Consider the following 25,773-nt stretch of genomic DNA (forward strand, 5'->3'; position numbering starts at 1 on the left):
GTGCGCTTGCGGCGCCCGGCCCAGGGCTTCAAACCTGCGCATGTGATCGCCACAGGAGACGCCGGGTGCACAACCGTCGCCAGCTCATGCTCGCCGCCGCCGCCGCCGCGGCTCTCGCCGGCAGTCGCGCCGCGGCGGTTACGCCGGCGGAGGCCCAACTCGCAGGCTTTCTCGACCAGATGTTCAAGGAGACCCTGGAGGACAGTCCCGAACTGGTCACCTCCCTTGGGCTCGACAAGGGCGAGTACGCCGCCGCCAAGTCCCGGCTGCACGACGCATCCCTTGCGGGTGTCGCCAAGGCCGCGGCCCGCACGGCCGACCAGCTCCGCCGCCTGAAGGCCATCGACCGTTCGGGCCTGACGGGCATGGCGGCGGTCAATTACGACACCCTGGCCTTCGAGTTGGAGACCTCGGACGCCGCCAACCGGCGCTTCCAGTACGGCGCGCCCGGCGCCGGCGGTCCCTATGTGCTGAGCCAGATCGGAGGGGCCTGGCAGGAGGTCCCGGACTTCCTCGACACCCAGCACACCATCGACACCCGCGCCGACTGCGAAGCCTACCTCGCCCGTATGCAGGCGTTCGCCGCGATGATGGACGCCGAGGCCGAACGCGTCCGCCGCGACGCGGGCCTGGGCGTGGTTCCGCCCGACTTCGCCCTGGCGGGCGCTCTCCGCGGCATGCAGGTGCTGAGGACGCCCGCCGATCGGGCCACCCTGGTCACGTCGATCGCCACCCGCGCGAAGGCCAAGGGAATCGACGGCGACTGGGCCGCCGCCGCGACGAAGATCTACGACGGCGAGATCGTCCCCGCCCTGGATCGCCAGATGGCGCTGATGGAGGACCTGAAGCCGAAGTCTTCACACGATGCGGGCTGCTGGCGGTTGCCCGACGGGGCCGCCTACTACGACCATGCCCTTCGTCGCCAGACCACCACCGACATCTCCCCCGACGCGGTCCACAAGCTGGGCTGGGAGGTGACGCGCGAACTCTCGGCGCGGGCCGAGGTGCTGTTCAGGGAGCTGGGCTTCACCAAGGGCAAGGTGGGCGAGCGCTACATCGCACTCTACGACAGCCAGAGAGGCGTCTATCCCAACACCGACGACGGCAAGGCCCGCATCCTGGCCGACCTGACGAAGCTGGTGGAGGCGATGCAGGCGCGCCTGCCCGAACAGTTCGGGACCCTGCCCAAGGCCGGCGTCGAGATCCGTCGCATCCCGCCGGCCACCGAGGGCGGCTCGTCCACCCACTACGAGGCGCCCAGTCTGGATGGGAGCCGGCCGGGGATCTATTGGCTGAACCTGCGCGACACGGCCGAAAGCCCATGGTGGTTCCTGCCCACCACCACCTACCACGAGGCCAACCCCGGCCATCACATGCAGATCGCGCTCCAGCTCGAGGCCGACCTGCCGATGATCCGCCGGGTGATGGGCTTCGGCGCCTACGCCGAGGGCTGGGCGCTCTACGCCGAACAAGTCGTCCAGGAGATGGGGCTCTACAAGGGCGATCCGCTGGCCGAGGTGGGCTACATCCACGACGCTCTGCTTCGCTCCGCGCGCCTGGTCACGGACTCGGGCCTCCACCATCTGCGCTGGAGCCGCGAGAAGGCCATCGCCGAGATGCGCGCGATCGAGGGCGATCCCGAGCCGCTGGCCGCCCAGGAGATCGAGCGCTACTCGGTCTGGCCGGGCCAGGCGTGCAGCTACATGGTGGGCAAGGTCGTCATCCTGCGCCTGCGCGAGAAGGCGAAGGCGGCGCTGGGGCCGCGATACGATCCGCGCAGGTTCCACGACGCGATCCTGCTCTCGGGCTCGATGCCGCTGACGGCGCTGGAGGCGGTGGTCGATCTCTACATCCAGGCCAGCAGGGCCTGAGCCGCCTCGACAGCTCTGGCCAAACGGCGTCCCATGCCGAAAAGGATCGACGGGAGGACGGCATGGCGACGCTCAAGCGGGACGACGGGGTGGAACTCTACTTCGAGGTCCACGGCCCCGAGAGCGAGGCTGCGCCGACCCTTCTCCTCACCCACGGCTATTCGGCCACGTCGCACATGTGGCGAGGCCAGGTCGAACCGCTGTCGAAGGCCCATCGCCTGGTGATCTGGGACATGCGCGGGCACGGCCGGTCCGACAGCCCGGACGATCCGGCGCTCTATTCCGAGCCGGCGACCGTGGCCGACATGGCGGCGCTCCTGGATCACGTCGGCGCGGAAACGGCGATCGTCGGCGGACTGTCGCTGGGCGGCTACATGTCGCTGGCCTTCCACCGCGTCCATCCAGCGCGTGTGAAGGCCTTGCTCATCATCGACACCGGCCCCGGCTACAAGAACGACGAGGCGCGTGCGGGGTGGAACCGCACTTCGCTGAAGACCGCCGAACGCTACGAGACCGAGGGCCTCGGCGTCCTGGCGAGCGGCAGCCCTGAACGCCGGCAGGCTCGGCACCGCAGCGCCCAGGGCCTCGCCCTGGCCGCCCGGGGGATGCTGACCCAGCGCGACGCGGGCGTGATCACCTCCCTGCCGCACATCCGGGCGCCGTCGCTGGTCGTGGTCGGAGCCGAGGACGCCCCGTTCCTGGCGGCGAGCGACTACATGGCCTCGAAGATCCCCGGCGCGAAGATGGCGGTCATCGACGGGGCCGGCCATGCGGTCAACATCGACCGGCCCGAAGCCTTCAACGCTGCGATCCTGGATTTCCTGGGCGGTCTCGGCCGCTGAACGACCGCAGTGCGCCACACTGCTGACATGCCCCTGTCAGCAGGCTGCGCGTCTACTGGGGGCAGGAGAAGGAGCCACCCATGTCCGACGAGATCGTCTTCTACACCAACCCCATGTCGCGGGGCCGCATCATCCGCTGGATGCTGGAGGAGGTGGGGCGGCCCTACCGCACGGTGGTGCTGGACTGGGCCACGAATGCGAACAAGTCGCCCGAGTATCTGGCGGTCAATCCCATGGGCAAGGTGCCGGCGATCGTCCACGGCGACACCGTCGTCACCGAGTGCGCCGCCATCTGCGCCTATCTGGCCGATGTCTTCCCCGAGACGAAGCTGGCGCCGCCTCATGGCAGCAGGCTGCGTGGCCCCTACTATCGCTGGCTGTTCTTCGGCGCAGGCCCGATCGAACAGGCGGTCGCGTTCGGGGCGCTGCAGATCGATGTCCCGGAAGAGCGACGGGCGATGGTCGGTTTCGGCAGCATGGCCGACGTGCTGAACACCCTGGAAGGCGCGCTGGAGGGCCGGGAGTACCTGGTCGGCGACAGCTTCACCGCGGCCGACCTCTACATCGGCGCTCACCTGTCGTGGGGCATGGACTTCGGCACGATCGAGAAGCGCCCCGTCTACGAGGCCTATGTCGCCCGCCTGATGGCCCGCCCGGCCGAGAAGCGCGCGAGCGAGATCGACGACGGACTCATCGCGGCGGCCCAGGCGCAGCCGGCTTAGGCCGGCTCAATCAGATCCCACTTGTTCCCATAGAGGTCCTCGAACACCGCCACGGTCCCATAGGCCTCGTGGCGCGGAGCCTCCAGGAACCTGACGCCGGCCGCGACCATCCTCCCCTGGTCGCGGTCGAAGTCGTCCGTCTGAAGGAACAGGAACACCCGCCCACCGCCCTGGCGGCCCACCATGTCCGCCTGCTCGCCCATGGCGCGGGCCAGCAGAAGGCCGGCGTCGGAGCCGGGTGGTCGAACCACGACCCAGCGCTTGCCGCCACCCAGGTCGGCGTCTTCCGCGAGGTCGAACCCGGCTTTGCCGACATAGAATCCGATAGCCTCGTCGTAGTCGCGGACCAGAAGGGCGGTGAGGGAGAGGCGCTGCATCCGCACGAGTTAGCGCCTCTCGCCTGTGGGTGGGAGGCCTCAGGCGCCGGGTCTGGCGCCTTCCGCCGCTTCGTCCGCCAGCCGGCCGTGCAATTCGCTCATGTGGTCGAAGTCGGCTTCGAAGGCGCCCAGTCCCTGGGTGAGGCCGCGGAGTTCTGCGATCAGGCCCTGTCGCTCACTTTGGGGCAGGTAGGCTTCGATGCGCTCCCAGCCGCGCCAGTCCTCGCGCGGCCCCAGGCCCAGGATCTGGCCGCGTCGGGCGGTCAGCGCCGACGTGACGTTCGAGGCGCTGGGCGAGGGCGAATAGACCGTCAGCTTCTCGATCGGTTCCAGCAGGACCGAACCGGTCGACGCCAACGCCTCTTCGATGGCGAGGCGCCCCACAGTCCGGAAGGCCATTTCGGACGAGTCCACGCTGTGCGTCTGACCGTCCAGAAGGGTGACTTCGAGATCGGTCACCGGGAAGCCCTTGGGGCCTTTCGCCAGGCCGTCGCGCACACCGGTCTCGACCGCCGGAATCCATTGCTTCGGCACCGCCCCGCCGACGACCTTCGAGTTGAAGACGAAGCCAGAACCGCGGGGCAGGGGCCGGACCTCGATGGTGATGTCGGCGAACTGTCCATGGCCGCCCGACTGCTTCTTGTGGCGCGAGCGCTGCTGGACGCCTCGGGCGATGGTCTCGCGGTAGGGTGTCCGGGGCTGGAGGGTGTCGATATCGACGCCGAAACGCCGCTTCAGCCGCTCCAGCGACAGCCGCACGTGACCCTCGCCCTGGCCCGACAGCAGCACCTGCCGCTGCTCGGCGTCGTGGGTGAGGCATAGCCCGGGGTCTTCCTCGACCAGCTTGCCGAGCGCGCCCGAGAGGCGGACGTCGTCGTTTCGGTTCTTCGCCGCAAGGGCCACGGCGAACAGCGGCCGCCGCGCACGCACGGCGGCGCGCACGGCCTGCGGCCGGCCCGAGGTCGAAAGGATCTGTCCCGCGCCGGCCTGTTCCACCTTGCCGATGGCGCAGATCTCTCCGATCGCGGCCTCGCCGATCTTGCGCAGGGCCGAGCCCTGGATCTGCGATACGCCACCCGCGCGGCTGTGCGCGCCGTCGGGCAGGACCAGGTCGGCGCCGTCGGTGAGGCTCTGTCCGAAGATTCGCGCGTACGCCAGCTTGCCGGACTGGCCGGCGTAGGCCGTCTTCATGACATAGGCGCCGGTCGTGATCCCGATGCGGTCCGCGGCCCGGGCGGGCGGCGGCGTTTCGTGGCGCAGCGCCTTCAACAGCCGGCGGACGCCGAAGCCGTTCTGGGCCGAGCCGAAGAAGACCGGAACGATCAGGCCCTCGTTCATCTCCCGGACCAGGTCGCCGAAGACGGTGTCGCGGCTGGGCGTGACGTCGGACAGGAGCTGTTCCATCAGCTCGTCGTCGAAGTCGGCCATCTGCTCCAGCATGTGGAAGCGGGCGTCGGCTTCCTCCTGTCGGAGGTCGCCCGGGATGTCGATCTGCTCGGACGGCTTGCCGGGGCGATAGACGAAGCATCGTTCGAGGGCGAGGTCGATGTAGCCCGAGACCTTGTCGCCGCTCCAGGTCGGGATCTGGCGCGCCACCAGCGGCGCGGACGATACGGGCGCCAACGCCTCCAGAAGCTCGCTGAGCGCGCCGCGGGCCTGGTCCATCTTGTTGATGAAGAGGGCGTGAGGGACGCCCAGATGCTCCAGTTCGCGGAGGGTGGGCTGGAGGAGGGGGACCTTGCCCGGGTCGGGATCGGCGACGACGATGGCCAGGTCCACGGCGGGCAGCGCGGGATCGATCTCGGCGCAGAACTCCAGCGAGCCGGGGCAGTCGACGACCACGTAGCGGTCGCCCATGAAGTCGAAGCCGGCGAGGTTCAACTCCACGGAATGCCCCCGGGCCTTGGCTTCGGGGCTGGAGTCGCCGACTTCGCCGGGCCGGATCGCCTGGCCGGTGGCCGCCTGAAGCAGGGCCTCCATGAGGGCGGTCTTGCCCGAACTGGTGGGGCCGACGAGCGCAAGCGCCCGAACCGACCCCGTGTCTCGGATTGCCATGGTCGCGTTCTCCCATCACCGATGGCGCCGAGGGCGCCCGTCATGCGGGATGTCGAAGCGCCCTGCGCTCAGGTTCAGGCGGTCGGCGACCGGCGAGGGGCCAGACGACGCCGCCCACTACGCAAAACCCTACGCCCGGAACCGCGGGCGGACGGCGTCACGAAGGCGTGAGGCTCAACCGGCCGCCGGCCGCCGGCCGAGCGTCCGGCGGCGGCGGGTCAGTACGGTATGAAGCCGCTCGCGTTGATGGTCGCCCACTGGCAGGGCGATCCGCGTATGGCCGATCTCCACGTCGTGGGCCGCGTCGGCGGCGAGCTTCTCCATTCCCGCGGGGTCGAGCCGCCACAGGATGTGGACCAGGTCCGAGACGAGGAGCTCCAGTGTTGCGACACGCGCGATCAGATCGCGCTTGCTGGTCGAGACTTCGTCGGTCATTCGAGGGCTCTCCCCCGTACGCGGGACACTGCGCCGGATGATCGGCCGGCAGCCCTTAAGCCTTCGCTAGCGGCGCGTCACATGTCGGATCAGACCTCGGAGCCTATGGTTGTGCGCCCCACCGCACGGGTGCTGCTGGATCGCCGCGACCGGATTCTGCTGATGAACGGCCGACTGCCGGGCGCGGCCGGAGGAGCCTGGTTCACGATCGGCGGCGGGGTCGAGCCGGGAGAGACCTATGCGGAAGCCGCGGCGCGCGAAATCCGCGAGGAGACGGGGATCACCGACTTCGAACTGGGGCCCGTGGTCTGGCTCCGGCAGGGCGTCCTGCGATTGCCCCAGGTGACGCTGTTGAAGGAGCAATACATCGTCGCCCGCTGCGGCGGCGGCGAGCCGGATCGCGGCGGATGGACGGCGCTGGAGCGCGACCTGGTCGACGACATCCGGTGGTGGAGCCATGGAGACTTGGCGCGGACGGGCGAGCGCGTCTTTCCGCCGGGTCTCGCCGACCGCCTTCCGGGTGTGCTCTCGGGGCGACTTCCAACTGAACCGGAGTCGATTCCCTGGTGAGATTCATCGTTCCGCGTCGTGAACCACATCGACGGCGGCTCGTCCCGCATCGGTTGCGGCTGGCGGTTGCGGCACGGCGGTGACCTGCGGGGCGTCATCCTTGCCGAACAAGCCCTTGAACAGGCGGCGGCCGAGATAGCCGCCAGCGAACTTGCCGACAGGGCCGGCGACCGCGGCCCCAGCGGCCCCGCCCGCAAGACCGCCTGCGGCGCCGCCAAGGGCGTCCACCAATCCGCCGCCCTCGTTCTCCTTCTCGATCAGAACCGGCGGGCGGTCGGCGGGCGTATCGGGCATGAGAGGCGCAATCCCGGCTTCGACCGGGGCGGGCGGCGGCATGGCCACGGCGGCGGGATGGACGGGCGAGACCGGCTCGACCGCGGGGGCCGGTGTCAGGGCGAGGACCGGCGGGCCGACAGCTTCCGCCACAGAGCCCGGAATGGTTACCGGCGGCGTCGTGGGCGTGGCGGCGACCTCCGGGACGTCAGACGTGCCCTCCGCCGGTGGATCGCCCTGCGCCAGGAACCCGCCGGAGGCAGCGGCGACGCAGGCGGTCATACATAGAAGAGCGTGCATGAAGGCTCCACGAGATCCATTCCCGATCGAGCGAATGCAACGCATGTAACAGGGCGCAGTTCAGCGTTCGGTCGGGAAACCCGTCCGTCGCGTCGCGGCCGCAGCCTGTGAAAAAGGGCCCGCGCGAGGCGGGCCCTGAAATATTAGCCGGTGACCTTGAGGTTGGTCGCCGAGGTCTTCCCGCTGCGGCGATCCTGCTCGAGGTCGAAGTTGACCCGCTGGCCCTCGTTGAGGCCGGACAGGCCCGCCTGCTCGACCGCCGAGATGTGGACGAAGATGTCCTGGCCGCCGCCTTCGGGCTTGATGAAGCCGAAACCCTTGGTGGGGTTGAACCACTTCACTTCGCCGGAGCCGGAGCCCATCACCGCGCCGCGAGGACGATCGCCGCCGCCGCCGCCGCCGAAGCGACCGCCGCCACCGCCACCGTAGCCGCCACCGCCGCCATAGCCGCCGCCACCACCGTAGCCACCGCCGCCGCCATAGCCGCCGCGATCGCCGCGGTCGAAGCCGCCGCTGCGGCGAGGCGCGGGAGCGCCCTGCTCGGTCACCACGATGCTCGTGGCCGCCAGCTTGCCGGACCGACGGTCCTGTTCGAGTTCATAGTCGACCTTGTCGCCTTCATTGAGGCTGTCGAGGCCCGCCTGGTTCAGGGCAGAGATGTGAACGAAGACGTCCGCGCCGCCATCGTCGGGCTGAACGAAACCGAAACCCTTAGCCGTATTGAACCACTTAACCGTACCGCTCGCCATTCGTCGCAACCTACCGAGATAGAAGTCCCACGCCGCGCATATGCGCGCGCCCGGCCAATCGCGTTGACGAGCCGTGTTCGATTTGTAGCTGTGGATTTGGCCTTAGGCCAGCGGTCGTGACAAGCCACCTCAATCGGAATAAGGGAGCGCCCCTCTCAGCCGGCGGCCCTCCGGGGACAGACCTTTGAAAAGCATCTGCATATTCTGCGGCTCGGCGCCCGGAGCCGACCCGAGATTTCTCGATGAAGCCGTGCGTTGCGGGACCGTGTTGGCGCAGGCGGGGCTCACCCTGGTGTACGGCGGCGGCAAGGTGGGTCTCATGGGCGCGGTGGCCGACGCGGCCCTGGCGGCCGGGGGCGAAGTCCTGGGCGTGATGCCGGAAGACCTCGTGAACCAGGAGATCGCGCACCGCGGCCTCACCGAACTCCACGTCGTGCGCTCGATGCACGAACGCAAGCTGAAGATGGCCGAACTGTCGGACGGCTTCCTCTGCCTGCCGGGCGGCCCGGGAACGTTTGAGGAGATTTTCGAGCAGTGGACCTGGGCCCTGCTGGGCATCCACGCCAAGCCCTGCGGCTTCGTGAATGTGGCGGGCTACTACGATCCGATGCGGAAGACGATCCAGCACATGGCCGACAACGGCTTCATCGGACAGCCCTATGTCGACATGCTGGTCTATGCGGACAGCACCGAGGCCGCGTTGGAGGCCTTCGGCGGATACGCGCCGCCGCCGCCGAAGTGGAGCACGACCAAGCCCTGAGGCCTGGCGTCTGTCCTCTCCGTGACCATGCGGCCGCCTGAAGGCGGCCGGCGCCTTTTCTCCTCTGTGGATGGCCGGCGTGCTGCGCCGTTTGGCGCGGCTCCGCGAACTGGCGCCGGTCTTGCGCCGCTGCACGCGGACTTGAACAGGTCCATGGAAGGGTCATGCTGAAATTATTGAGGAATTTTCGGTCTGACGCGCGCGCGTTCACCAATGTCCCGGCAGAATTCGCCGGGTCATGCGTCAGCCTTTGCCGGGCGGAGCCTTAATCCATGTCGCTGACCGCCACCCTCCGCACGGCCACGTCCGGCCTGAACGCCGCTCAGGCGGCGCTGCGCACCGTGTCGGACAATATCGCCAACGTGAACACGCCCGGGTACGTCCGGAAGGCGGTTGTCCAGGAATCCCTGGTGGTCAACGGCGCCGGCATGGGCGTGAAGATCAACGGCGTCGAGCGGATCACCGACCAGTACCTCCAACTCGCCTCGCTGACCGCCGCGTCGGACGCCAGCCGCTGGTCGGCGGTGTCGCAATACATCGACAACGCCCAGAGCCTGTTCGGCAATCCCGCCAGCGACGGCTTCTTCTTCAATCGCCTGGACAAGATCTTCGCCGCCTTCGCCACGGCCGCGGACGATCCGTCGTCGACCCTGTTGCGCAGCCAGGCGCTGGCCAACGTGGAGGACTTCCTCACCGAGGCCGACCGGATCAACAGCCAGATCGTGGCTCTCACCGACACGGTCGAGACCCGCGCCGCTGCGGCGGTCGAAAGGGCCAACCAGCTTCTCGACCAGATCAGCGTGCTCAACGCCGACATCAAGCGCGCCAGCCTGCTGGGCGCCGACGCCTCGGGCTCGGAGAACATTCAGAGCCAGCTCCTCGACGAGCTGTCGGGGCTGATGAACATCCGGATCGCCCAGCGCAACGGCGGCGGCGTGGACGTGCGGTCGGCCGAGGGCGTGCTGCTGGCGGGGGATCAGCCGGCGAAGCTGACCTATGTGACCAGCGACTCCACGCCCAGCTACATCACTGCTCGTGCAGGCGGCAGCACCAACGACCAGCCGATCGAGATCGTCAGCGGCGAACTGCGCGGCCTGATGGAGTTGCGCGACGTCGAACTGCCGAAGATGTACGACCAGCTCGGCGAGTTCGTGAGCAAGGCGGTGGACCGGCTGAACGCCGCCCACAACGCCGCCGCCGCCTATCCACCGCTCAGCACGTTCTCCGGTCGCAACACCGGCCTCGACCTGCCCACGGCGGTGAGCGGCTTCACCGGGACCACCACGCTCGCTGTAGTGAGCGCCACCGGCGTGCTGCAACGTTCGATCGCCATCGACTTCACCGCCGGGACCATATCGGTGGACGGCGGCGCGGGCGCCGCGTTCACGCCGGCGACCTTCCTGGCCGGCCTCAACACCGCCCTGGGCGGCGCAGGCTCGGCCAACTTCACAAACGGCGCCCTCACACTCAACGCCACGGCTCCGAATGGTCTCGCGATCGACGAGGGCACGTCGCAGAAGGCCGGGCGGGCCTTCTCGCACTTCTTCGGCCTGAACGACCTCATCAAGGCCGATGGCTTCAGCAACTACGCGACGGGACTGACCGGCGCGAGCCCGCACGGCTTCACTACCGGCGACCCGATCTCCTTCCGTCTGTCCTACCCTGACGGGCGGCCGATCCGGGACGTGACGATCAGCGTGCCCGCGGGCGGGACGATGAACGACCTGCTGAACGCCCTGAACAATTCGTCCACGGGGGTCGGGCTCTACGGCGCGTTCAGCCTGGATGCGAACGGGGTGCTTTCGTTCTCGGGCTCGTCTCCCCTGAACGCCACCCTGTCGGTCAACAGCGACAACACCTCGCGTGGGGCCGGCGGCCCCTCGATCAGCCAGCTCTTCGGCCTGGGCGTCATCGAGCGATCGGCGCGGGCCGGACGGTTCGACGTCAATTCCGCTCTACAGTCCGACCCCACCAAGATGTCGATGGGCAAGCTCGACCTCACGGCCGCGGTAGGACAGATCGCCGTGCGCCCGGGCGATGGCCAGGGCGCCCGCGACATCGCGGTGACGGGCGAGGTCGGCACCCTGTTCCAGGCCGCCGGCAGCCTGGGCCAGGTGACGATGACGCTCAGTCGCTACGCCTCGGAGTTCAGCGGCGGGATCGGCCGGGCGGCCGCCGCCGCCGAGACCCGCAAGGCCAGCGCGGAATCGGTCGCGCGCGAGGCCACCAACCGGCGCCAATCGGTCGAGGGCGTGAATCTCGACGAGGAGCTGGTGAATCTCACCACCTATCAGCAGGCCTTCGCGGCCTCCGCCCGCATGATCCAGGCCACGAGCGAGCTGTTCGACGTGCTCGTCAACATGGTCTGAGGAGCCCAGCATGTTCACGCGCGTCACCACCCCCGGGAACTACTCCGCCGTCCTCACCAACCTGCTGGCCGCCCAGCAGCGCCAGATGGAGGCCGGCAATCGCGTCGCCACGCAGCGCAACGGCAGCAATCTGAAGGAATACGCCCCGGACGCCGAACTGCTGGCGGCCATGCGGACGGTCCAGACCCGGCTGGGCGCCTTCCAGGAGCAGAGCAAGCTGCTGACCGACAAGCTCGCCACCCAGGATACGGCGCTGGTGCGGGTGGCCGATGCGGCGCAGTCGATCCGGCAGGCGTTCACCGACGCCCTGGCCTCAGGCCGCGTCGACACCCTGGTGGAGGACGTGGAGGCCCAGCTCCGCAACGCGGTCGAGGCGATGAACGCCCGCTACGGCGGCAAGTACCTGTTCGCAGGTGGACAGGTCGATACGCGCCCGGTGGAGCTGACGAGCTTGAGCGGCCTCAACCCGCCCGCGGTGGTCGCGGACTTCTTCCGCAACGACCAGTTCCGTGTGAAGGCAAAGGTCGACGAGGCGACGACGATCACGACGGGCTTCCTCTCGAACGAGATCGGAACCGACATGCTGAACGCCCTCCAGGCGTTCCAGACGTTCAATACCGGCCCAGACGGCCCCTTCGAGGGTGCGATGACCGACGCGCAGAAAGCCTTTCTGGAAGGCCAGCTCGCGGCGTGGGACAGTGTCCGCTCGGACGTCACCCTCAAGGCGGCGCAGAACGGCACCAACCAGAAGCGCCTCGAGACCGTGGGCGAGGATCTCGTCAGCCGCCAGAACGCCCTGGCGGGCATGATCGGCAACATCACCGACGCCGACATGGCCCAGGCGGCGGCCGACCTCCAGACCGCGCAGCTCTCCGTGCAGTCGGCGGCCTATGTGTTCCAGGCCCTGCGGGAGTCGTCGTTGCTGAACATCCTCAAGTAGGCCCGCTCTCCCCATGAGCGGGGGAGAGGACTATATGGCCGCCATGAGCGCACCCGTGACCGCCCCGGGCCTGGCGACCCCGGGCCTGGCGACCGACCGCCTGAGCGACGGCCTGATCCGGGCCGCGCGGGAGGCCGTGCGGCTGCCGATGGGCGCCAGGATCGTGGCGGCCATGTCGGGCGGGGTGGACTCCACCGTGACCGCCGCCCTGCTCGCGCGGGCGGGCTACGACGTGGTGGGCGTGACGCTCCAGCTCTACGACCACGGCGCGGCGATCCAGAAGAAGGGCGCCTGCTGCGCGGGCCAGGACATCCACGACGCGCGCACCGCCGCCGACGCCATCGGGATTCCCCACTACGTCCTGGACTACGAGAGCCGGTTCCGCGAACAGGTGATCGAGGACTTCGCCGACGCCTACCTGCGGGGCGAAACGCCGATCCCCTGCATCCGCTGCAATCAGACCGTGAAGTTCCGCGACCTGCTGGACGTGGCTCGCGATCTGGGGGCCGAGGCGATGGCCACTGGTCACTACGTACGTCGCGAGATCGGGCCGGCGGGACCTGAACTGCACCGCGCCGTCGATCCTGCGCGCGACCAGTCGTACTTCCTGTTCGCCACCACGCGCGAGCAGCTCGAGTACCTGCGCTTCCCCCTGGGCGGGCTGCCCAAGCCCGCGGTGCGCGCGGCGGCGACCGAACTGGGGCTGGCGGTGGCCGACAAGCCCGACAGCCAGGACATCTGCTTCGTACCCGAGGGCCGCTACACCACGGTCATCGATCGCCTGCGCCCGCATGGCGCCGAGCCGGGCGACATCGTGCATATGGACGGCCGGGTGCTGGGCCGGCACGAAGGCGTGACGCGCTACACCATCGGACAGCGCCGCGGGCTGAACGTGGCGGTGGGGGACCCGCTGTTCGTCGTCCGCATCGACGCCGATGCGCGGCAGGTGGTCGTGGGTCCGCGCGAGGCGCTGCTGACCCGGGCGCTGGGCCTCAAGGAAACCAACTGGATCGGCGACGGCGCCTCCATCGAAGCCGCCTGCGAGGCGGGACGGCCCGTGCTGGCGCGCGTGCGCTCCACCCGCGAGCCGGTTCCGGGGCGGCTGGCGGCGGTGGGCGGGGCTCCGGGCCTGGTGTTCGACATGCCCGAGGAAGGCGTTGCGCCCGGCCAGGCCTGCGTCTTCTACGCGCCCGAGGCTCCCACCCGCGTGCTGGGCGGCGGTTTCATCGCGGCCACTGTGCGCAACGCCTGATCCGCCCTCTTCTGCGTGCGGGAAACGTCGTAGACTGAGGTCATGGACATCCGCCAACTCGTGGACATCGCCATCGACGAGGATCCGCGCGCGCCTTGTCTGTGGGTTCCCTCCGAACTGTTCCCCGAACTGTGTGCGGCGATCGGCCAACAGCCGAACCTGGTCGGGGCGGTGATCTATCGCAACAAGACCATCCGCGACGGCGGCCCGTACTGCGACATCACCACGAGGGCGCCGTAGCGGCGGCTGGCTTTCGTCGGCCGGGAACCTATCTTCCGGGCATGAGCAGCACCTCCGATCCCGTGGTCATCGCCGCCTACGCCCGCACGCCTATGGGCGGCTTCCAGGGTGCGCTCTCCAGCGTCAAGGCCACGGAACTCGGCGCAGCGGCAGTGAAGGCCGCCGTGGAGCGGTCCGGCGCGGCGCCCGAGGCGGTGGAGCAGATTCTGATGGGCTGCGTATTGCCCGCGGGTCTGGGTCAGGCGCCGGCGCGGCAGGCGGCGCTGGGCGCGGGCCTGCCCAAGTCGGTCCAGGCGACCACGGTGAACAAGATGTGCGGCTCGGGCATGCAGGCTGCGATCCTGGCGCACGACGCCCTTGCGGCCGGTTCGGTCGACGTCGTGGTCGCCGGCGGCATGGAGAGCATGACGGGCGCGCCCTACCTGTCGGCCCGCCATCGCGGCGGCGCCCGGATCGGCCACGACACCCTGTACGACCACATGTACCTGGACGGCCTGGAGGACGCCTACGAGCCGGGCCGGCTGATGGGGTCGTTCGCCGAGGAGACGGCCCGAACCTACCAGTTCACCCGCGAGGCCCAGGACGACTACGCCATCGCCAGCCTGAGCAAGGCGAGGGCGGCCACGGAAAGTGGCGCGTTCGCCCGCGAGATCGTCCCCGTGACCGTCAGCGACCGCAAGGGCCAGACGGTGGTCGAACACGACGAGCAGCCGCTGAAGGCCGACCCGGCCAAGATCCCCACGCTCAGGCCCGCCTTCGCCCGTGACGGCACCATCACGGCGGCCAACGCCAGTTCGATCAGCGACGGGGCGGCGGCCCTGGTGATGACCCGCGAGAGCGTGGCCCGCAGGCTGGGGATCAAGGTCTTGGCGCGCGTCGCCGGCCACGCGGCCCACGCCCACGAGCCGGGCCTCTTCACGACCGCGCCGGTCCCGGCCATGCGGAAGGCCCTGGCGCGCGCCGGCTGGAGCGTGGACGACGTCGACCTGTTCGAGGTGAACGAGGCCTTCGCCGTCGTGGCCATGATCGCCGAGCGCGAACTGGGGATCGATCGGGCGAAGCTGAACGTCAACGGCGGCGCCTGCGCGCTCGGCCACCCTATCGGGGCCAGCGGCGCCCGCATCCTGGCCACCCTGCTCAGCGCCCTGGAAGCCCGGGGCGGCAGGCGAGGCGTGGCCAGCCTGTGCATCGGCGGCGGCGAGGCCACGGCCATGGCGGTGGAACTGGCGTAGGCCCGCTCGTACGGAACCGTCAGAGGGTTCTGGCGATCGCCTCGCACTGTTCGGCGACGATACCCCACCCTTCGTGGAATCCCATCTGCTCGTGCTGCTTCAGCTTCTCGACCGTGGGATGGCCGCAGCGCGCGACATAGAGCGTCCTGCCGTCGGGCCGGGGTTCGAAGGTGAGGACGCACGTCATCATTCCGCCGTCCTCGGCCGGCACCCAGCCTTCGGTGAAGGCGTCGGTGAAGACGATCTTCTCGTTGGGCGCGATCTCGAGATAGACGCCCTTGTTCTCGAACACCTCGCCGTCCGGTCCGTACATGGTGTTGTTGCTGGCGCCGCCGGGCTTCAGCTCCATCTTCGTCACTTCGGCGCGCCAGGGCTGCGGACAGAACCATTCGGGAAACCGCTCGGGCGTCGTCCAGACCTTGAAGAGTTGTTCGGGCGTGGCGTCCATGATCCGCGCCAGGACCAGTTCGCGATCGTTGTTCGGGGCGATGTCGATCTTCTGGGCCATCTGTTGTCTCCTTGCCTGTGACCCGAGGACGCGCGGGGCTGTCGGGCTCCGACAGCCCCGCGTGGAGAATCGTCACTTCCCGGTCGGGATCGAGTTGAGATTCATGGTGATGCCGCCGGGCAGGGTCATGTCGCCGGGCTTCATCCCGGCGGGACAATCCCCTTCGCGGACGGCGGTGATCTCCATCTTCGACGTGCCGTTGGCCTGCGGCATCGACGAGCCGGTGGTCACCACCGTGGCCTTGATCGTATAGCGGCTGTTCAGGTCGCCGGTGGCCTCGCCCTTGGTGACCGACGTGCCCATACCGCCCATGCTGCACTCGCTCTCGAACGTCCAGCCGCCCGGCTTCGGCGTGATGATGTTCCGCGGGCACATCTCCTCGCTCATCTGCTGGCCGACCAGGGAGAACTTCGCCTCGGTGGCTTCGTCGGTGCAGAGCTTGATGGTCTGCGTGGCGCCGTCCGACGTCATGGTCTGGTTCCAGAGGCCGGGCTTGCGTTTGAACTGCGCGGGGTCGGCCGGCAGCGACGCCGACGCGGCGGGCGCTCCCGCTGCGGCGTCGCCCTTCGCGGTCGCCTCGTCCTTCTTCTGACAGGCGGCCAGCGCCAGGGCGGCCACGGCGCCGACCGCGGCGACCCGGCCGGTGGTCCGCCAGCTGCGGATGGTGAACTTGCGATGCATCCTACTCTCTCCGATATCGTTCCTCAGGCTCAGCGTAGAGCCAGTGAAGAGGGCCGATCAATGACAGACACCGCTCAGGGGGAGCTTCGCGATACGGGCGCCCGCTTCGAGATGGACGAACAGGGCCTGACCTCCTACGCGGACTATCGCCTGGCCGACGAAGGGGCCAGCGAAGGGACGGTCGGCGGACGCCTCTACATCGACTACGTGTTCAGCCCGCCGCCGCTGCGGGGCAGCGGGGCTTCGGGCCGCCTGATGAAGGCCGTCGCCGACGAGGCTCGCCGCCGCGGCCTCAGCATCACGCCCATCTGCGGCTATGCCGCCGCCTGGCTCCGGCGCAGTCCCGAACACCGCGACCTCGTCGCGTAGACCCCAACACCGCGACCTCGTCGCGTAGACCCCAACACCGCGACCTCGTCGCGTAGACCCGCGTCTAGGGTCTGGCCCAAAGCCGTCGGACGAGAGATCCGGCAGGCGGTCTGTCGAGCGCTACATCGGCGACGGCCAGGACGAAGTCGCACATCGACCGATGCTCGGCCTCCGACGCCGGCTCCCGGCCTTCGCTGAGCATCGCCGCCACTGCGCCGCGATCCGCCTCGGGCAGGCGAAGCGCCGCATCCCGCGAGAGTTGCAGCAGTTCGACCTCGGTGAGAGGGGCGGCCGGAGGCGCGGGACTCGTGGCGGCCTGCGCCAACAGTCTTCCGCTCGCCTCGAGGTCCCGGGCCACCATCTGCGCCGTCCACACCTTCGCCAGGCTCGCCGGCGCGCCCCGCCCTTCCATGAACGCCACGCAGCCTGCGGGATCGACGTCGCGCAGCGCGCGGGCCTGTTCCCGCGAAACGCCGAGCAGGGCCGCGCTGCTCTCTTCGTCGGCCTTGGGCCGTTCCCGGCGTATGACGTCGGTCACCACCGCGGATACGGCGGCGTTGAGGTCCTCGCGCGCGCCCGACGGCGCCAGCCTGCGGACGCTGGCCGCCAGCCGCGCGTAGTCTTCGGGATGGTGCGTCTTGATCGCGGCCACGGTGGCGGTCTTATCCAGCTCCCTCAGGGCGTCGTACCCCGCCGCCGGCTGGAAGATCCGCACGATTGAGATGGCGATCGCAATACAGACCCAGGGAACGATCGACAGCCACTGTGGGCGCCGCCCGAGGATGCGCGCCGCCAGCCACGCGACGCCCACCCCGACTGCGCCGCCGCAGGCGCCGGCGGCGGCCGCAAAAAGAAGTCCGTTCATCCACCCCTCCGAGAGATCGCGAGACGAAGCATATGTTCACTATTTGTTCTTGACAAGCGAACGTATTTAATCTACCGTTGTTCGTTCTAGTCAGCCTGTAGGCCAAGCAATTTTCCTTGCAGCGCAGGGTCTTCGGCTTTTGCCCGCTGGCACATTCTCGGATTTCGAAGGGGGTAGGTATGGCGGCCAGCCAACGTGGGCGTTCGGGTATGGACCTGTGGATGCAGGAGCGAAACGCGCAACTCCGCCAAGGCGCTAGCAAGTTATACGGCCTTGGCGTGCAGGCCTACGCCGAGGCGATCCGCAAAGGTGAGCAGGTCAAGGCGCGTACGACCGCGGAAGTCATCGACCTCGGTCGGGACGTCGCGCGCAGGATCGATATGACGAAGGCGGCGCTTCAGTCCAAGCCGCGTCCCGTCACTTCCGCTGCGCCTGTGAAGCCAAGTCCCAAGGCGGTGTCACCGTCATCGGGGCCGGGACCCGTCGCCGCCGCCAAGCCCTCCACGTCATCGGGGAGTGCGAAGGAGCAGCTTCGCGCTGCGGTGAGTGGTGCGGCGGATGAGTTCACTTTCGGTCTCGCCGACCGGGTTCTCGCTGCCGGGGATGCGTTGGCCGAAGAGGGTTTACGCAATTTTGCACAGAACTATCAGGCGAATATGGAGCAAAAACGAGCAGACGACGAGTATGACGCGAGACACTATGGGTTAGCGCGAAACAGCGGCCGCGCGGTCGGTATGGTGGGAAGTCTGGCGGCTATGGGAGCTCCCGCGGTCGCACGAAGCGCCGTCGTGCTGGCTCCGAGGGTTTTTCGGGCCGCGAGGTCGGGCGCCTCGGTGGCGCCGGCGCTTACGCCAGCGCTATCGAGGGGGGCGGCGCAGGCGCAGAAGCTTGGCATCAAGTACGGGCCTGATCCTCTCGGACTTACGAAGTTGGCGGTGGTAGGGGGCGCTGGAGCGGGTGCGACGGACCAGTATGTCGGCGACATGCTCACTGGCCGACAAACAGACTTGAGAGAGATGGCCGCCGCGGCTGTCGGCGGCGCGCTGGGAGGCCTCGCCACGCGATATGCCGGCGCGACAGCGGGCGGCGCTTCAGGCGGAGCCACCACCTCCGTGCTTCAGGATTTTGTCCGGGGTGATGACGTATCCTTCGACAATGCGCTTCGTTCTGCGCAGCTCAGTGGCTTGTTGGGAGGTGTGGCTTCTCGATACCTCACGAATAAGGTCAGTAATTTTCCTAGTAAAATTAAAGGAAACTTCGGTGAAGTCATGTCGGGATTGAAGGCCGTGGCGCGCGACGACGATATTCTGCAGCAGCAGGCACGGGTTTATCTCAAGCCGGTCTCAAAGCCGAAGGAGTATACGGTCGCTGACCACGTCCTGCGATCACCGGATGGCCAGGTTCGCTACAATGAATCCAAACTGGGCCCGAGTGCGACCCTGACGGATCGTCAGGTCCAGGCCATGAACCAGTTCGGTGATCGTTACATTGTCGATCACTGGCGCTTCGCCGACGTTGGGAAGGCGGGAGGAATGGCTGTCGCGCCTTTTGGCTTCACGCTCTCCGACGACGAGCCGTCGAGGTGGCGATGATCGCAGAACGGCGTCGAGCGGGCCTTGCGATGGCCTTCGCTTCCGAAGTCGGTCGCCGTCGCGAGACTGTGGATTTTCCAGCCACGATAGTCGTTTCTTAGGGCTCGCTGTCCGATCTTGCTGAATTGACAGTGAGACGCCCGTGAAGATCGCTTCCGCCTACAGCCTCCAGCCCGATCCCCGGCGCGCCGCCGACGAGGCGGCAGGTCGGCTCCGCGCCGCCCTGGGCGACGAACCGGCTCTCGTGCTCGTGTATGCGACCGAGGAGTTGGCGGTTCCGGCGCTGGTCGAGGCCCTGACGGCCGTCTTCCCCGGCGCTCCGCTCGCGGGGGGAACCTCGTGTGGCGGGGTGATGACCGAGGCCGGATTCCACGCCGGGCCGGGCGGCGCCGTCGGTTTGCTGGGCGTAATCGATCCCGAGGGGGACTATGGCGTGGGATCCGCGTCCATCGGCGACGATCCCTTAGCCGCCGGTGCGGCGGCGATGGAACGGGCGCTGTGCGCCGCCGGCCGCGATTTCGAGACGCCGCTGCTGGTCTGGTGCTGCCAGCCGCCGGGCGACGAGGAAGCGGTGATCGCGGGCATAGAGTCGGTAGTCGGCCGGGGGTGCCCCATCATCGGCGGCAGCGCCGCAGACCACGAGATCGCCGGCCGCTGGCGTGAATTCGCCGGGGCCGAGGTGCTGGAAGATCACGTCGTCGTGGCGGCCCTGTTCCCCTCCGCGCGCCACGGCGTCGCCTTCCAGAGCGGCTATGCGCCTACAGGCGATGCGGGTGTCGTCACCCAGGCCTCGGGCCGCCAGATCCTGGAGATCGACGGCCGGCCCGCCGCCGCCGTCTACAGCGAGTGGACCGGCGGCGCGGTCGGTTCGACCGACCACGGCATGATCCTGGCCAAGAGCACGCCCACGCCGCTGGGCCGCGTGGCGGGCGATTCCAACGGCGTCCCTCTGTATGTGCTGTCGCATCCAGCCATGCTGGGCCTGAGCGGCGACCTCTCCCTGTTCACCGGCATCGAGGGCGGAGATCGGGTGCATCTGATGCGGGGCTCTCCCGAGTCGCTGGTCAAGCGCGCCGGTCTCGTAGTGAACGACGCCTGCGCCATGGGAGGCTGGGCCGGAGCGGCCAGCCTGGGCGGCCTCGTGATCTACTGTGGCGGCTGCATGCTCCACGTGCGCGACGCGATGGATCAGGTGGTGGATGAGGTGCGCCGGGCCATGCCCGGGGCGCCGTTCCTGGGGGCCTTCACCTTCGGGGAGCAGGGCGCCATCGTCGATCACTGCAACCGTCACGGAAACCTGATGGTCTCGGCCCTCGCGTTCGGATGACCGAGGACGTCGAACAGCTGCGCGAAGCCCTGGCGTCGGCCCGGCAGCAACTCGCCGCGCAGGAGCAGCGCCTGCGCCAGCAGGACCTCGCCCTGAACGGGATCGCCGCGTTGCAGGCTCACGAGGAGCCGGAGACCCTGATCGCCAAGGCGTTCGAGCTGATCGCCGAAGCGCTGGCGTTCGATCGCGCCATGTTCCTGGAGCTCCGGGAGGATCGCTTCGTCTGCATCGCGTCGACCGAGGCGGCGGCCGTGGGCTGCGAATGGCCGGCCGGCGTCTTCTTCCGCCGCGTCGCGGACGGGCGGCCCGCCGTGGTTCCCGACGAGGCGCGGGCGCCGGAGTGGTCCGGCATGGGGACGCGCGCAGACGGGGGCGGCTTGCGGCCCCTGAAGGGCGCGATCTACGCCCCCATCTCTGCCGGCGCCGGGCCGGGGCTGCTGGTGCTGTCCTCCGCTGGGCACGGCGCCTATTCCCCGGCCGACCTGCGCCTCGTATCGCGGCTCGGGATCTTCGTTTCGCAGACCCTGGCCGCCGCCCAGCGCCGGCGGTTGGCCCAGGCCGCCCATGTGGCCGAGACAGAGCGAAGCCAGGCGGTCGAAGCCAGCGAGGCCAAGTCGCGCTTCCTGGCCAACATGAGCCACGAGATCCGCACACCCCTGAACGGAGTCACCACCGTGGCGGTGCTGCTGGCCGAAAGTGGGTTGCAGGGCCGCCAGAAGGAGATGGCCCAGCTCATCGTGGATTCGAGTCGGGCGCTGGAGCGGCTGCTCAACGACATTCTCGATCTGGCCAAGGTCGAGTCGGGCCGCCTGACCCTCGAAGAAGCGCCCTTCGAGCTTCCGTCCGCCCTGGCTTCGACCTTCGACCTCTTCGCCATCCGGGCCGAGGCGCAGGGTCTCGCCTTCGACCTCCGGGTGGCGCCCGCCGCTCACGGCTGGTTCACGGGCGACGTCGCGCGGGTGCGCCAGGTGGCGGCCAACCTCCTCTCCAACGCCGTCAAGTTCACGCAACACGGCGAGGTCGGCGTCAGCCTGTCGGTGGACGAGGGCTTCGTGACGCTCGAGGTCCGCGACACCGGCGTGGGCTTCGACGCCGAGACGGCCGCCCGTCTCTTCGAGCGCTTCGAACAGGCTGACGGCTCGGTGACGCGGCGGTTCGGCGGGAGCGGGCTGGGACTGGCCCTGTCGCGCACCCTCGCCGGGATGATGGGCGGCGACATCGCCTGCCGGTCGGCGCCGGGCGAGGGCTCGACCTTCACCTTCCGCTTTCCGGCCCGCGCCGCTCAGGCGCCGATGCTCCAGGAGTCTTCGACCGTACTCGGGTCGCCGGGCGCCGCGGCGTTGAACGTCCTCGTCGCCGAGGACAATCCCAACAACCGCGCCATCGTCTGCATGGTGCTGGAGGCCATCCAGGCGCGGACTGTGGTGGTCGAGAACGGGGCGCAGGCCGTCGAGGCCTTCGCCGCCGCACCCTTCGACATCGTGCTCATGGACCTCCAGATGCCGGTGATGGACGGCCTGAGCGCGACCCGCCGCATTCGTGAGATGGAGCGGGCCGTCGGCGCGGGCGCAACCCCGATCATCGCACTGTCGGCCAACGCCATGACGCACCACGTAGAGGAGGCGCTGGCTGCGGGATCGACCGCTCACGTGGCCAAGCCCATCGATCCTCACCGCCTGATCGACACCATGCTGACGCTGACATCGGTGGCGGCGCACGCCTGGCCCGCGACGGCGTCGGCCTCCTGAGTGCGTCCGCAGGAGTGGGATCCGTGAGCGGACCCGCCAAGCATTCACAATGACGCGAGCCCAGGGAGGACCGCACGCCGCCGGGCTCGAGATGATCGCGGAAGCGCGTCAACACCGACATGGCCGTGGCGAAGTCGTCGATCAGGGTGAAGGAGCCGACGGGAATGACGATGGCGCCGAACCGGCGTGGATAGGCGAAGTCCCCGTATCGGCGGCGAGACAGGTCGGGTCCATATCCCGCCTCCGCGCAACGGACCCGGCAGCGTTCCAGCATCTCCGGGCTGGGGTCGAAGCCGCTGACGTCCAGCCCGGCCTGGAGGAATGGGAGGAGCGTCCGGCCCGACCCGCAGGCGGGCTCCAGGATCGGACGACAGAACCCCCGGAACCGTTCGAGGTGGAAACGGGTGTCGGGCAGGGCCAGGAGGGGTTTGTCGATGTCGTAGATCTCGGCCGCTATGGAGCCGTAGCGGTTCGTCGTCGTGTCTGACGGCATGTGTGTCTCTTTGGAGCATGTGTGTCTCTTTGGAGTCAGAAGACATGGCGCGCAAGGGAAAGCCCTACGCGTGGCTTTGGCCTGCGGTGTCCGCGGCGCCTATGGGGTGCTCAAGCCTTCATGACCTGTTCAGCGTGGGCGGCCGAGGGTGATCAAGTCAAGGTCTGCTTCCGCCCGTCGCGTTGACTTGGCGGGGGGCAGTCCTTAAGTCACCCACGCCCCAGAAGAGCGCCTTCCGACCGGCGGGGCGTGGGCCTCTTGTCGCCTAACGGACACTTCCCTTGAGCATTTTCCAACGGTTCTTCGGCAACTCCAACGACCGCAAGGTCAAGTCGATGCAGGCGCGCACCGCCCGGATCGCGTCGCTGGAGCCCCAGATACAGGCGCTGTCCGACGAGGCCTTGCGCGGCAAGACCGTCGAGTTCCGGGAACGACTGAACAAGGGCGAGACCCTCGATCAGATCCTGGAGGAGGCGTTCGCGGTGGTCCGCGAGGCGTCCCGCCGGGTCCTGGGCCAGCGTCACTACGACGTCCAGCTCGTGGGCGGCATGATCCTGCACAAGGGCGGCATCGCTGAGATGCGCACCGGCGAAGGCAAGACGCTCGTGGCCACGTCGCCCGTCTACCTGAACGCGCTCGCGGGCAAGGGCGTCCATGTCATCACGGTCAACGACTACCTGGCCCAGCGCGACTCCGAGTGGATGGGGCAGGTCTACCGCTTCCTCGGCCTGACCGTCGGCGTGATCGTCCACGGCCTTTCCCAGGGCCAGCGCCAGGCCGCCTACGCCGCCGATATCACCTACGGCACCAACAACGAATTCGGCTTCGACTATCTCCGCGACAATCTCGTCTACGAGAAGGCCGACATGGTCCAGCGGGGCCACAACTTCGCGATCGTCGACGAAGTGGACTCGATCCTGATCGACGAGGCGCGCACCCCGCTCATCATCTCGGGCCCCACCGACGACAAGTCGGACTTCTACCGGACCGTCGACGGCATCGTGAAGGAGCTGGTCAAGGACCCGTCCACCTACGAGCACGACGAAAAGCAGCGTCAGGTGATGCTGACCGAGGAAGGTTCGGAGAAGGTCGAGGAGATGATGGCCGCCGCGGGCCACCTCGCCGAGGATTCCGCCGGCCTCTACGATGCGGCCAACATCTCGGTCGTCCACCACGTGAACCAGGCGCTCCGCGCCAACGTCATGTACGTGCGCGACAAGGACTACATCGTCCGCGCGGGCGAAGTGATCCTCATCGACGAGTTCACGGGCCGCATGATGCACGGCCGCCGGCTTTCGGAAGGGCTGCACCAGGCCATCGAGGCCAAGGAAGACGCCGTCATCCAGCCCGAGAACCAGACGCTGGCCTCGGTCACCATCCAGAACTATTTCCGCCTCTACGCCAAGCTGTCGGGCATGACCGGCACGGCCTCGACCGAGGCCCAGGAGTTCATGGACATCTACAAGATGGACGTGGCGGAAATCCCCACCAACCGGCCGATCCAGCGGATCGACAACGACGACGAGGTCTACCGGACCAACCTCGAGAAGAACCAGGCGATCGTGAAGCAGGTCGAGGAGTGCTATCTCCGAGGTCAGCCGATCCTGGTGGGCACGGTCACGATCGAGAAGTCCGAGCAGCTCTCGGAACTGCTCAAGGCCCATTCCTTCGAGAAGGACGGCAAGACCATCCGCGGCATTCCGCACAGCGTGCTGAACGCCCGCTTCCATGAGCAGGAAGCCGGGATCGTGGCCGACGCGGGTGTGCCCGGCGCCGTGACGATCGCCACCAACATGGCCGGCCGCGGCACCGACATTCAGCTCGGCGGCAACATCGACATGCGCCTGGCCGCCTGGCGCGAGGCGCAGATCGACGCGGGCGCCGAACCCACGCCCGAACAGGCGCTGTCCCAGAAGGCGAAGATCGAAGCCGACATCGCCGACCTGAAGAAGCAGGCCCTGGACGCCGGCGGCCTGTTCGTTCTCGGCACCGAGCGCCACGAGAGCCGGCGGATCGACAACCAGCTCCGCGGACGCACGGGTCGCCAGGGCGACCCGGGCCAGTCGAAGTTCTTCCTTTCGTGCGAGGACGACCTGCTGCGGATCTTCGCCGGCGACCGGCTGGACGCGATCATGCGGACGTTCGGCGTGCAGGAAGGCGAGGCGATCACTCACAAGTGGCTGAACAGCGCCATCGCCACCGCCCAGAAGCGGGTCGAGCAGCGCAACTACGAGATCCGCAAGAACCTGCTCAAGTACGACGACGTCATCAACGACCAGCGCAAGGCCGTCTTCGAGCAGCGCCAGGAGTTCATGGACGCTCAGGATCTCTCGGAAATCATCGCGGAGTTCCGCACCGAGACCATCGCCGACCTCGTGAACCGGCACCTGCCGCCCAAGGCCTACGCCGAGCAATGGGACGTCGAGGGCCTGAAGGCCCAGGTCCAGCACTACCTCGGTCTCGACCTGCCGATCGCCGAATGGGCGGCCGAGGAGGGGATCGCCAACGAGGAGATCGAGGAGCGCATCACCCAGGCGTCCGACGCCCGCGTCGCCGAGCGCGAGGCGCTGCTCAGCTCGGACCGGATGCGCATGGTCGAGAAGAGCTTCCTGTTGCAGACCATCGACCTGCAATGGCGCGAGCATCTGATGCACATCGATCACCTGCGGACGGTGATCGGCCTGCGCGGCTACGGCCAGCGCGACCCGTTGAACGAGTTCAAGACCGAGGCCTTTTCGCTGTTCGAGAAGCTGCTGGTCGATCTCCGGCAGACCACGACCCGCTGGCTGATGAACGTCGAGATCGCGTTCGAGGAGCCGGCTCAGCCGCCGCCTCAGCCGACCTTCGAGGTCCACCTCGACCCCTTCACCGGCGAAAACGAAGTCGAGGGCGGCGTCCCGGACGGTGTCGCGGCCGCCCAACGCCAGGCGCTGCCGATCTCGGCCCTGCCCGACGGCTGGGAGGACACCGGCCGCAACCAGCCCTGTCCCTGCGGTTCGGGCAAGAAGTTCAAGCACTGCCACGGCGCGCTGGTCTGAGGGCGGAGCGCCGTTCCCTTCCCATCAAGTGGGAAGGGGTGGGAGGGGAAAGCGGCCGGCAGGGCGGATCAGTCGGCCAAGGGCTCAACAGGTCGGATCGCAATTCCGTGGATGAGGCTTGCCCTCTCCACCACCCGCTCTTCGGCCTGCGGCCTCGGCGGGCGG

The 25,773-nt window shown here is 68.5% G+C and carries 23 protein-coding genes and 2 pseudogenes; 15 read left to right on the plus strand and 10 right to left on the minus strand.

The window, feature by feature from the left end; genetic code table 11:
* Positions 1 to 65 precede the first annotated feature (65 nt).
* From ABS78_RS06100 to ABS78_RS06110, 3 genes are all read left to right on the plus strand, one after another.
* Positions 66 to 1,871, plus strand: coding sequence for a DUF885 family protein (locus ABS78_RS06100; protein ID WP_363082756.1), 1,806 nt, complete (start codon positions 66 to 68; stop codon positions 1,869 to 1,871).
* A 62-nt stretch (positions 1,872 to 1,933) separates the two neighbouring features.
* Positions 1,934 to 2,713 carry an alpha/beta fold hydrolase gene (locus ABS78_RS06105; protein ID WP_293376094.1) on the plus strand — a complete coding sequence of 260 codons (780 nt, stop codon included), beginning with the start codon at positions 1,934 to 1,936 and terminating at the stop codon, positions 2,711 to 2,713.
* An 80-nt stretch (positions 2,714 to 2,793) separates the two neighbouring features.
* Positions 2,794 to 3,435, plus strand: coding sequence for a glutathione S-transferase family protein (locus ABS78_RS06110; protein ID WP_293376096.1), 642 nt, complete (start codon positions 2,794 to 2,796; stop codon positions 3,433 to 3,435).
* Here ABS78_RS06110 and ABS78_RS06115 read toward each other — a convergent pair.
* The 3 genes from ABS78_RS06115 to ABS78_RS06125 all read right to left on the minus strand — a co-directional run bounded on the left by ABS78_RS06115 (position 3,432) and on the right by ABS78_RS06125 (position 6,302).
* Positions 3,432 to 3,812 (minus strand): VOC family protein, encoded by a 381-nt coding sequence (locus ABS78_RS06115; protein ID WP_293376335.1) that lies wholly within the window; start codon positions 3,810 to 3,812, stop codon positions 3,432 to 3,434. The two genes, ABS78_RS06110 and ABS78_RS06115, sit on opposite strands and share 4 nt — an antisense overlap.
* Positions 3,813 to 3,851: 39 nt before the next feature.
* Positions 3,852 to 5,867, minus strand: a complete 2,016-nt coding sequence (locus ABS78_RS06120; protein WP_293376098.1) for an elongation factor G — start codon at positions 5,865 to 5,867, stop codon at positions 3,852 to 3,854.
* Positions 5,868 to 6,041: 174 nt separating this feature from the next.
* The gene (locus tag ABS78_RS06125) at positions 6,042 to 6,302 is read right to left on the minus strand and encodes a hypothetical protein (RefSeq protein WP_293376100.1); all 261 of its coding nucleotides are present in this window, start codon (positions 6,300 to 6,302) and stop codon (positions 6,042 to 6,044) included.
* A gap of 81 nt (positions 6,303 to 6,383) precedes the next feature.
* Between ABS78_RS06125 and ABS78_RS06130 the strand changes: the two genes are divergently transcribed.
* The gene (locus ABS78_RS06130) at positions 6,384 to 6,872 is read left to right on the plus strand and encodes an NUDIX domain-containing protein (RefSeq protein ID WP_293376102.1); all 489 of its coding nucleotides are present in this window, start codon (positions 6,384 to 6,386) and stop codon (positions 6,870 to 6,872) included.
* 3 nt (positions 6,873 to 6,875) lie between these two features.
* Here ABS78_RS06130 and ABS78_RS06135 read toward each other — a convergent pair whose 3' ends face one another.
* The 3 genes and pseudogenes from ABS78_RS06135 to ABS78_RS06145 form a co-directional block, all read right to left on the minus strand.
* Positions 6,876 to 7,445, minus strand: coding sequence for a hypothetical protein (locus ABS78_RS06135; protein WP_293376104.1), 570 nt, complete (start codon positions 7,443 to 7,445; stop codon positions 6,876 to 6,878).
* A gap of 143 nt (positions 7,446 to 7,588) precedes the next feature.
* The gene (locus ABS78_RS06140) at positions 7,589 to 7,807 is read right to left on the minus strand and encodes a cold-shock protein (protein WP_293376337.1); all 219 of its coding nucleotides are present in this window, start codon (positions 7,805 to 7,807) and stop codon (positions 7,589 to 7,591) included.
* 246 nt (positions 7,808 to 8,053) lie between these two features.
* Positions 8,054 to 8,194 (minus strand): annotated as a pseudogene (locus tag ABS78_RS06145) (cold-shock protein); the annotation flags it as partial.
* Positions 8,195 to 8,378: 184 nt separating this feature from the next.
* Between ABS78_RS06145 and ABS78_RS06150 the strand changes: the two are divergent.
* The 6 genes from ABS78_RS06150 to ABS78_RS06175 all read left to right on the plus strand — a co-directional run bounded on the left by ABS78_RS06150 (position 8,379) and on the right by ABS78_RS06175 (position 14,987).
* Positions 8,379 to 8,954 (plus strand): TIGR00730 family Rossman fold protein, encoded by a 576-nt coding sequence (locus ABS78_RS06150; RefSeq protein WP_293376106.1) that lies wholly within the window; start codon positions 8,379 to 8,381, stop codon positions 8,952 to 8,954.
* A gap of 272 nt (positions 8,955 to 9,226) precedes the next feature.
* Positions 9,227 to 11,323: a flagellar hook-associated protein FlgK gene (gene flgK, locus ABS78_RS06155; protein WP_293376108.1), complete on the plus strand. Its 2,097-nt coding sequence runs from the start codon at positions 9,227 to 9,229 to the stop codon at positions 11,321 to 11,323.
* 10 nt (positions 11,324 to 11,333) lie between these two features.
* Positions 11,334 to 12,263 carry a flagellin gene (locus ABS78_RS06160; RefSeq protein ID WP_293376110.1) on the plus strand — a complete coding sequence of 310 codons (930 nt, stop codon included), beginning with the start codon at positions 11,334 to 11,336 and terminating at the stop codon, positions 12,261 to 12,263.
* 148 nt (positions 12,264 to 12,411) lie between these two features.
* Positions 12,412 to 13,515 carry a tRNA 2-thiouridine(34) synthase MnmA gene (gene mnmA, locus ABS78_RS06165; protein WP_293376339.1) on the plus strand — a complete coding sequence of 368 codons (1,104 nt, stop codon included), beginning with the start codon at positions 12,412 to 12,414 and terminating at the stop codon, positions 13,513 to 13,515.
* A gap of 42 nt (positions 13,516 to 13,557) precedes the next feature.
* Complete coding sequence (locus ABS78_RS06170; protein WP_293376112.1) at positions 13,558 to 13,755, plus strand: hypothetical protein; 198 nt, start codon at positions 13,558 to 13,560, stop codon at positions 13,753 to 13,755.
* Positions 13,756 to 13,796: 41 nt separating this feature from the next.
* Positions 13,797 to 14,987, plus strand: coding sequence for an acetyl-CoA C-acyltransferase (locus tag ABS78_RS06175; RefSeq protein WP_293376114.1), 1,191 nt, complete (start codon positions 13,797 to 13,799; stop codon positions 14,985 to 14,987).
* 19 nt (positions 14,988 to 15,006) lie between these two features.
* Here ABS78_RS06175 and ABS78_RS06180 read toward each other — a convergent pair whose 3' ends face one another.
* Positions 15,007 to 15,495, minus strand: a complete 489-nt coding sequence (locus ABS78_RS06180; RefSeq protein WP_293376116.1) for an SRPBCC family protein — start codon at positions 15,493 to 15,495, stop codon at positions 15,007 to 15,009.
* A gap of 72 nt (positions 15,496 to 15,567) precedes the next feature.
* The gene (locus tag ABS78_RS06185) at positions 15,568 to 16,176 is read right to left on the minus strand and encodes a DUF3617 family protein (RefSeq protein WP_293376118.1); all 609 of its coding nucleotides are present in this window, start codon (positions 16,174 to 16,176) and stop codon (positions 15,568 to 15,570) included.
* Between the two features lie 60 nt (positions 16,177 to 16,236).
* On the opposite strand from ABS78_RS06185, the gene ABS78_RS06190 reads away from it, so the two are divergent.
* A complete protein-coding gene (locus tag ABS78_RS06190) occupies positions 16,237 to 16,545 on the plus strand; it encodes a GNAT family N-acetyltransferase (RefSeq protein WP_293376120.1) in 309 nt (102 codons plus the stop codon).
* Between the two features lie 64 nt (positions 16,546 to 16,609).
* Here the strand turns inward: ABS78_RS06190 and ABS78_RS06195 are convergent, their stop codons facing one another.
* Positions 16,610 to 17,410, minus strand: a complete 801-nt coding sequence (locus ABS78_RS06195; RefSeq protein WP_293376122.1) for a hypothetical protein — start codon at positions 17,408 to 17,410, stop codon at positions 16,610 to 16,612.
* Between the two features lie 209 nt (positions 17,411 to 17,619).
* Between ABS78_RS06195 and ABS78_RS06200 the strand changes: the two genes are divergently transcribed.
* The 3 genes from ABS78_RS06200 (at position 17,620) to ABS78_RS06210 (ending at position 22,077) form a co-directional block, all read left to right on the plus strand.
* Positions 17,620 to 19,002, plus strand: coding sequence for a hypothetical protein (locus tag ABS78_RS06200; protein ID WP_293376124.1), 1,383 nt, complete (start codon positions 17,620 to 17,622; stop codon positions 19,000 to 19,002).
* Between the two features lie 142 nt (positions 19,003 to 19,144).
* On the plus strand, positions 19,145 to 20,329 hold the full coding sequence (locus ABS78_RS06205; protein ID WP_293376126.1) for an FIST N-terminal domain-containing protein: 1,185 nt from the start codon (positions 19,145 to 19,147) through the stop codon (positions 20,327 to 20,329).
* A complete protein-coding gene (locus ABS78_RS06210) occupies positions 20,326 to 22,077 on the plus strand; it encodes a GAF domain-containing hybrid sensor histidine kinase/response regulator (protein WP_293376128.1) in 1,752 nt (583 codons plus the stop codon). The genes ABS78_RS06205 and ABS78_RS06210 overlap by 4 nt, the downstream gene beginning before the upstream one ends.
* 88 nt (positions 22,078 to 22,165) lie before the next feature.
* Here ABS78_RS06210 and ABS78_RS23895 read toward each other — a convergent pair.
* Positions 22,166 to 22,570, minus strand: a pseudogene (locus tag ABS78_RS23895) (class I SAM-dependent methyltransferase); the annotation flags it as partial.
* Positions 22,571 to 22,851: 281 nt separating this feature from the next.
* Here ABS78_RS23895 and secA point away from each other — a divergent pair.
* On the plus strand, positions 22,852 to 25,608 hold the full coding sequence (gene secA, locus ABS78_RS06215; RefSeq protein WP_293376130.1) for a preprotein translocase subunit SecA: 2,757 nt from the start codon (positions 22,852 to 22,854) through the stop codon (positions 25,606 to 25,608).
* Positions 25,609 to 25,773 lie beyond the last annotated feature (165 nt).

It is taken from the genome of Phenylobacterium sp. SCN 70-31 (assembly GCF_001724605.1).
Lineage (GTDB): Bacteria > Pseudomonadota > Alphaproteobacteria > Caulobacterales > Caulobacteraceae > Phenylobacterium.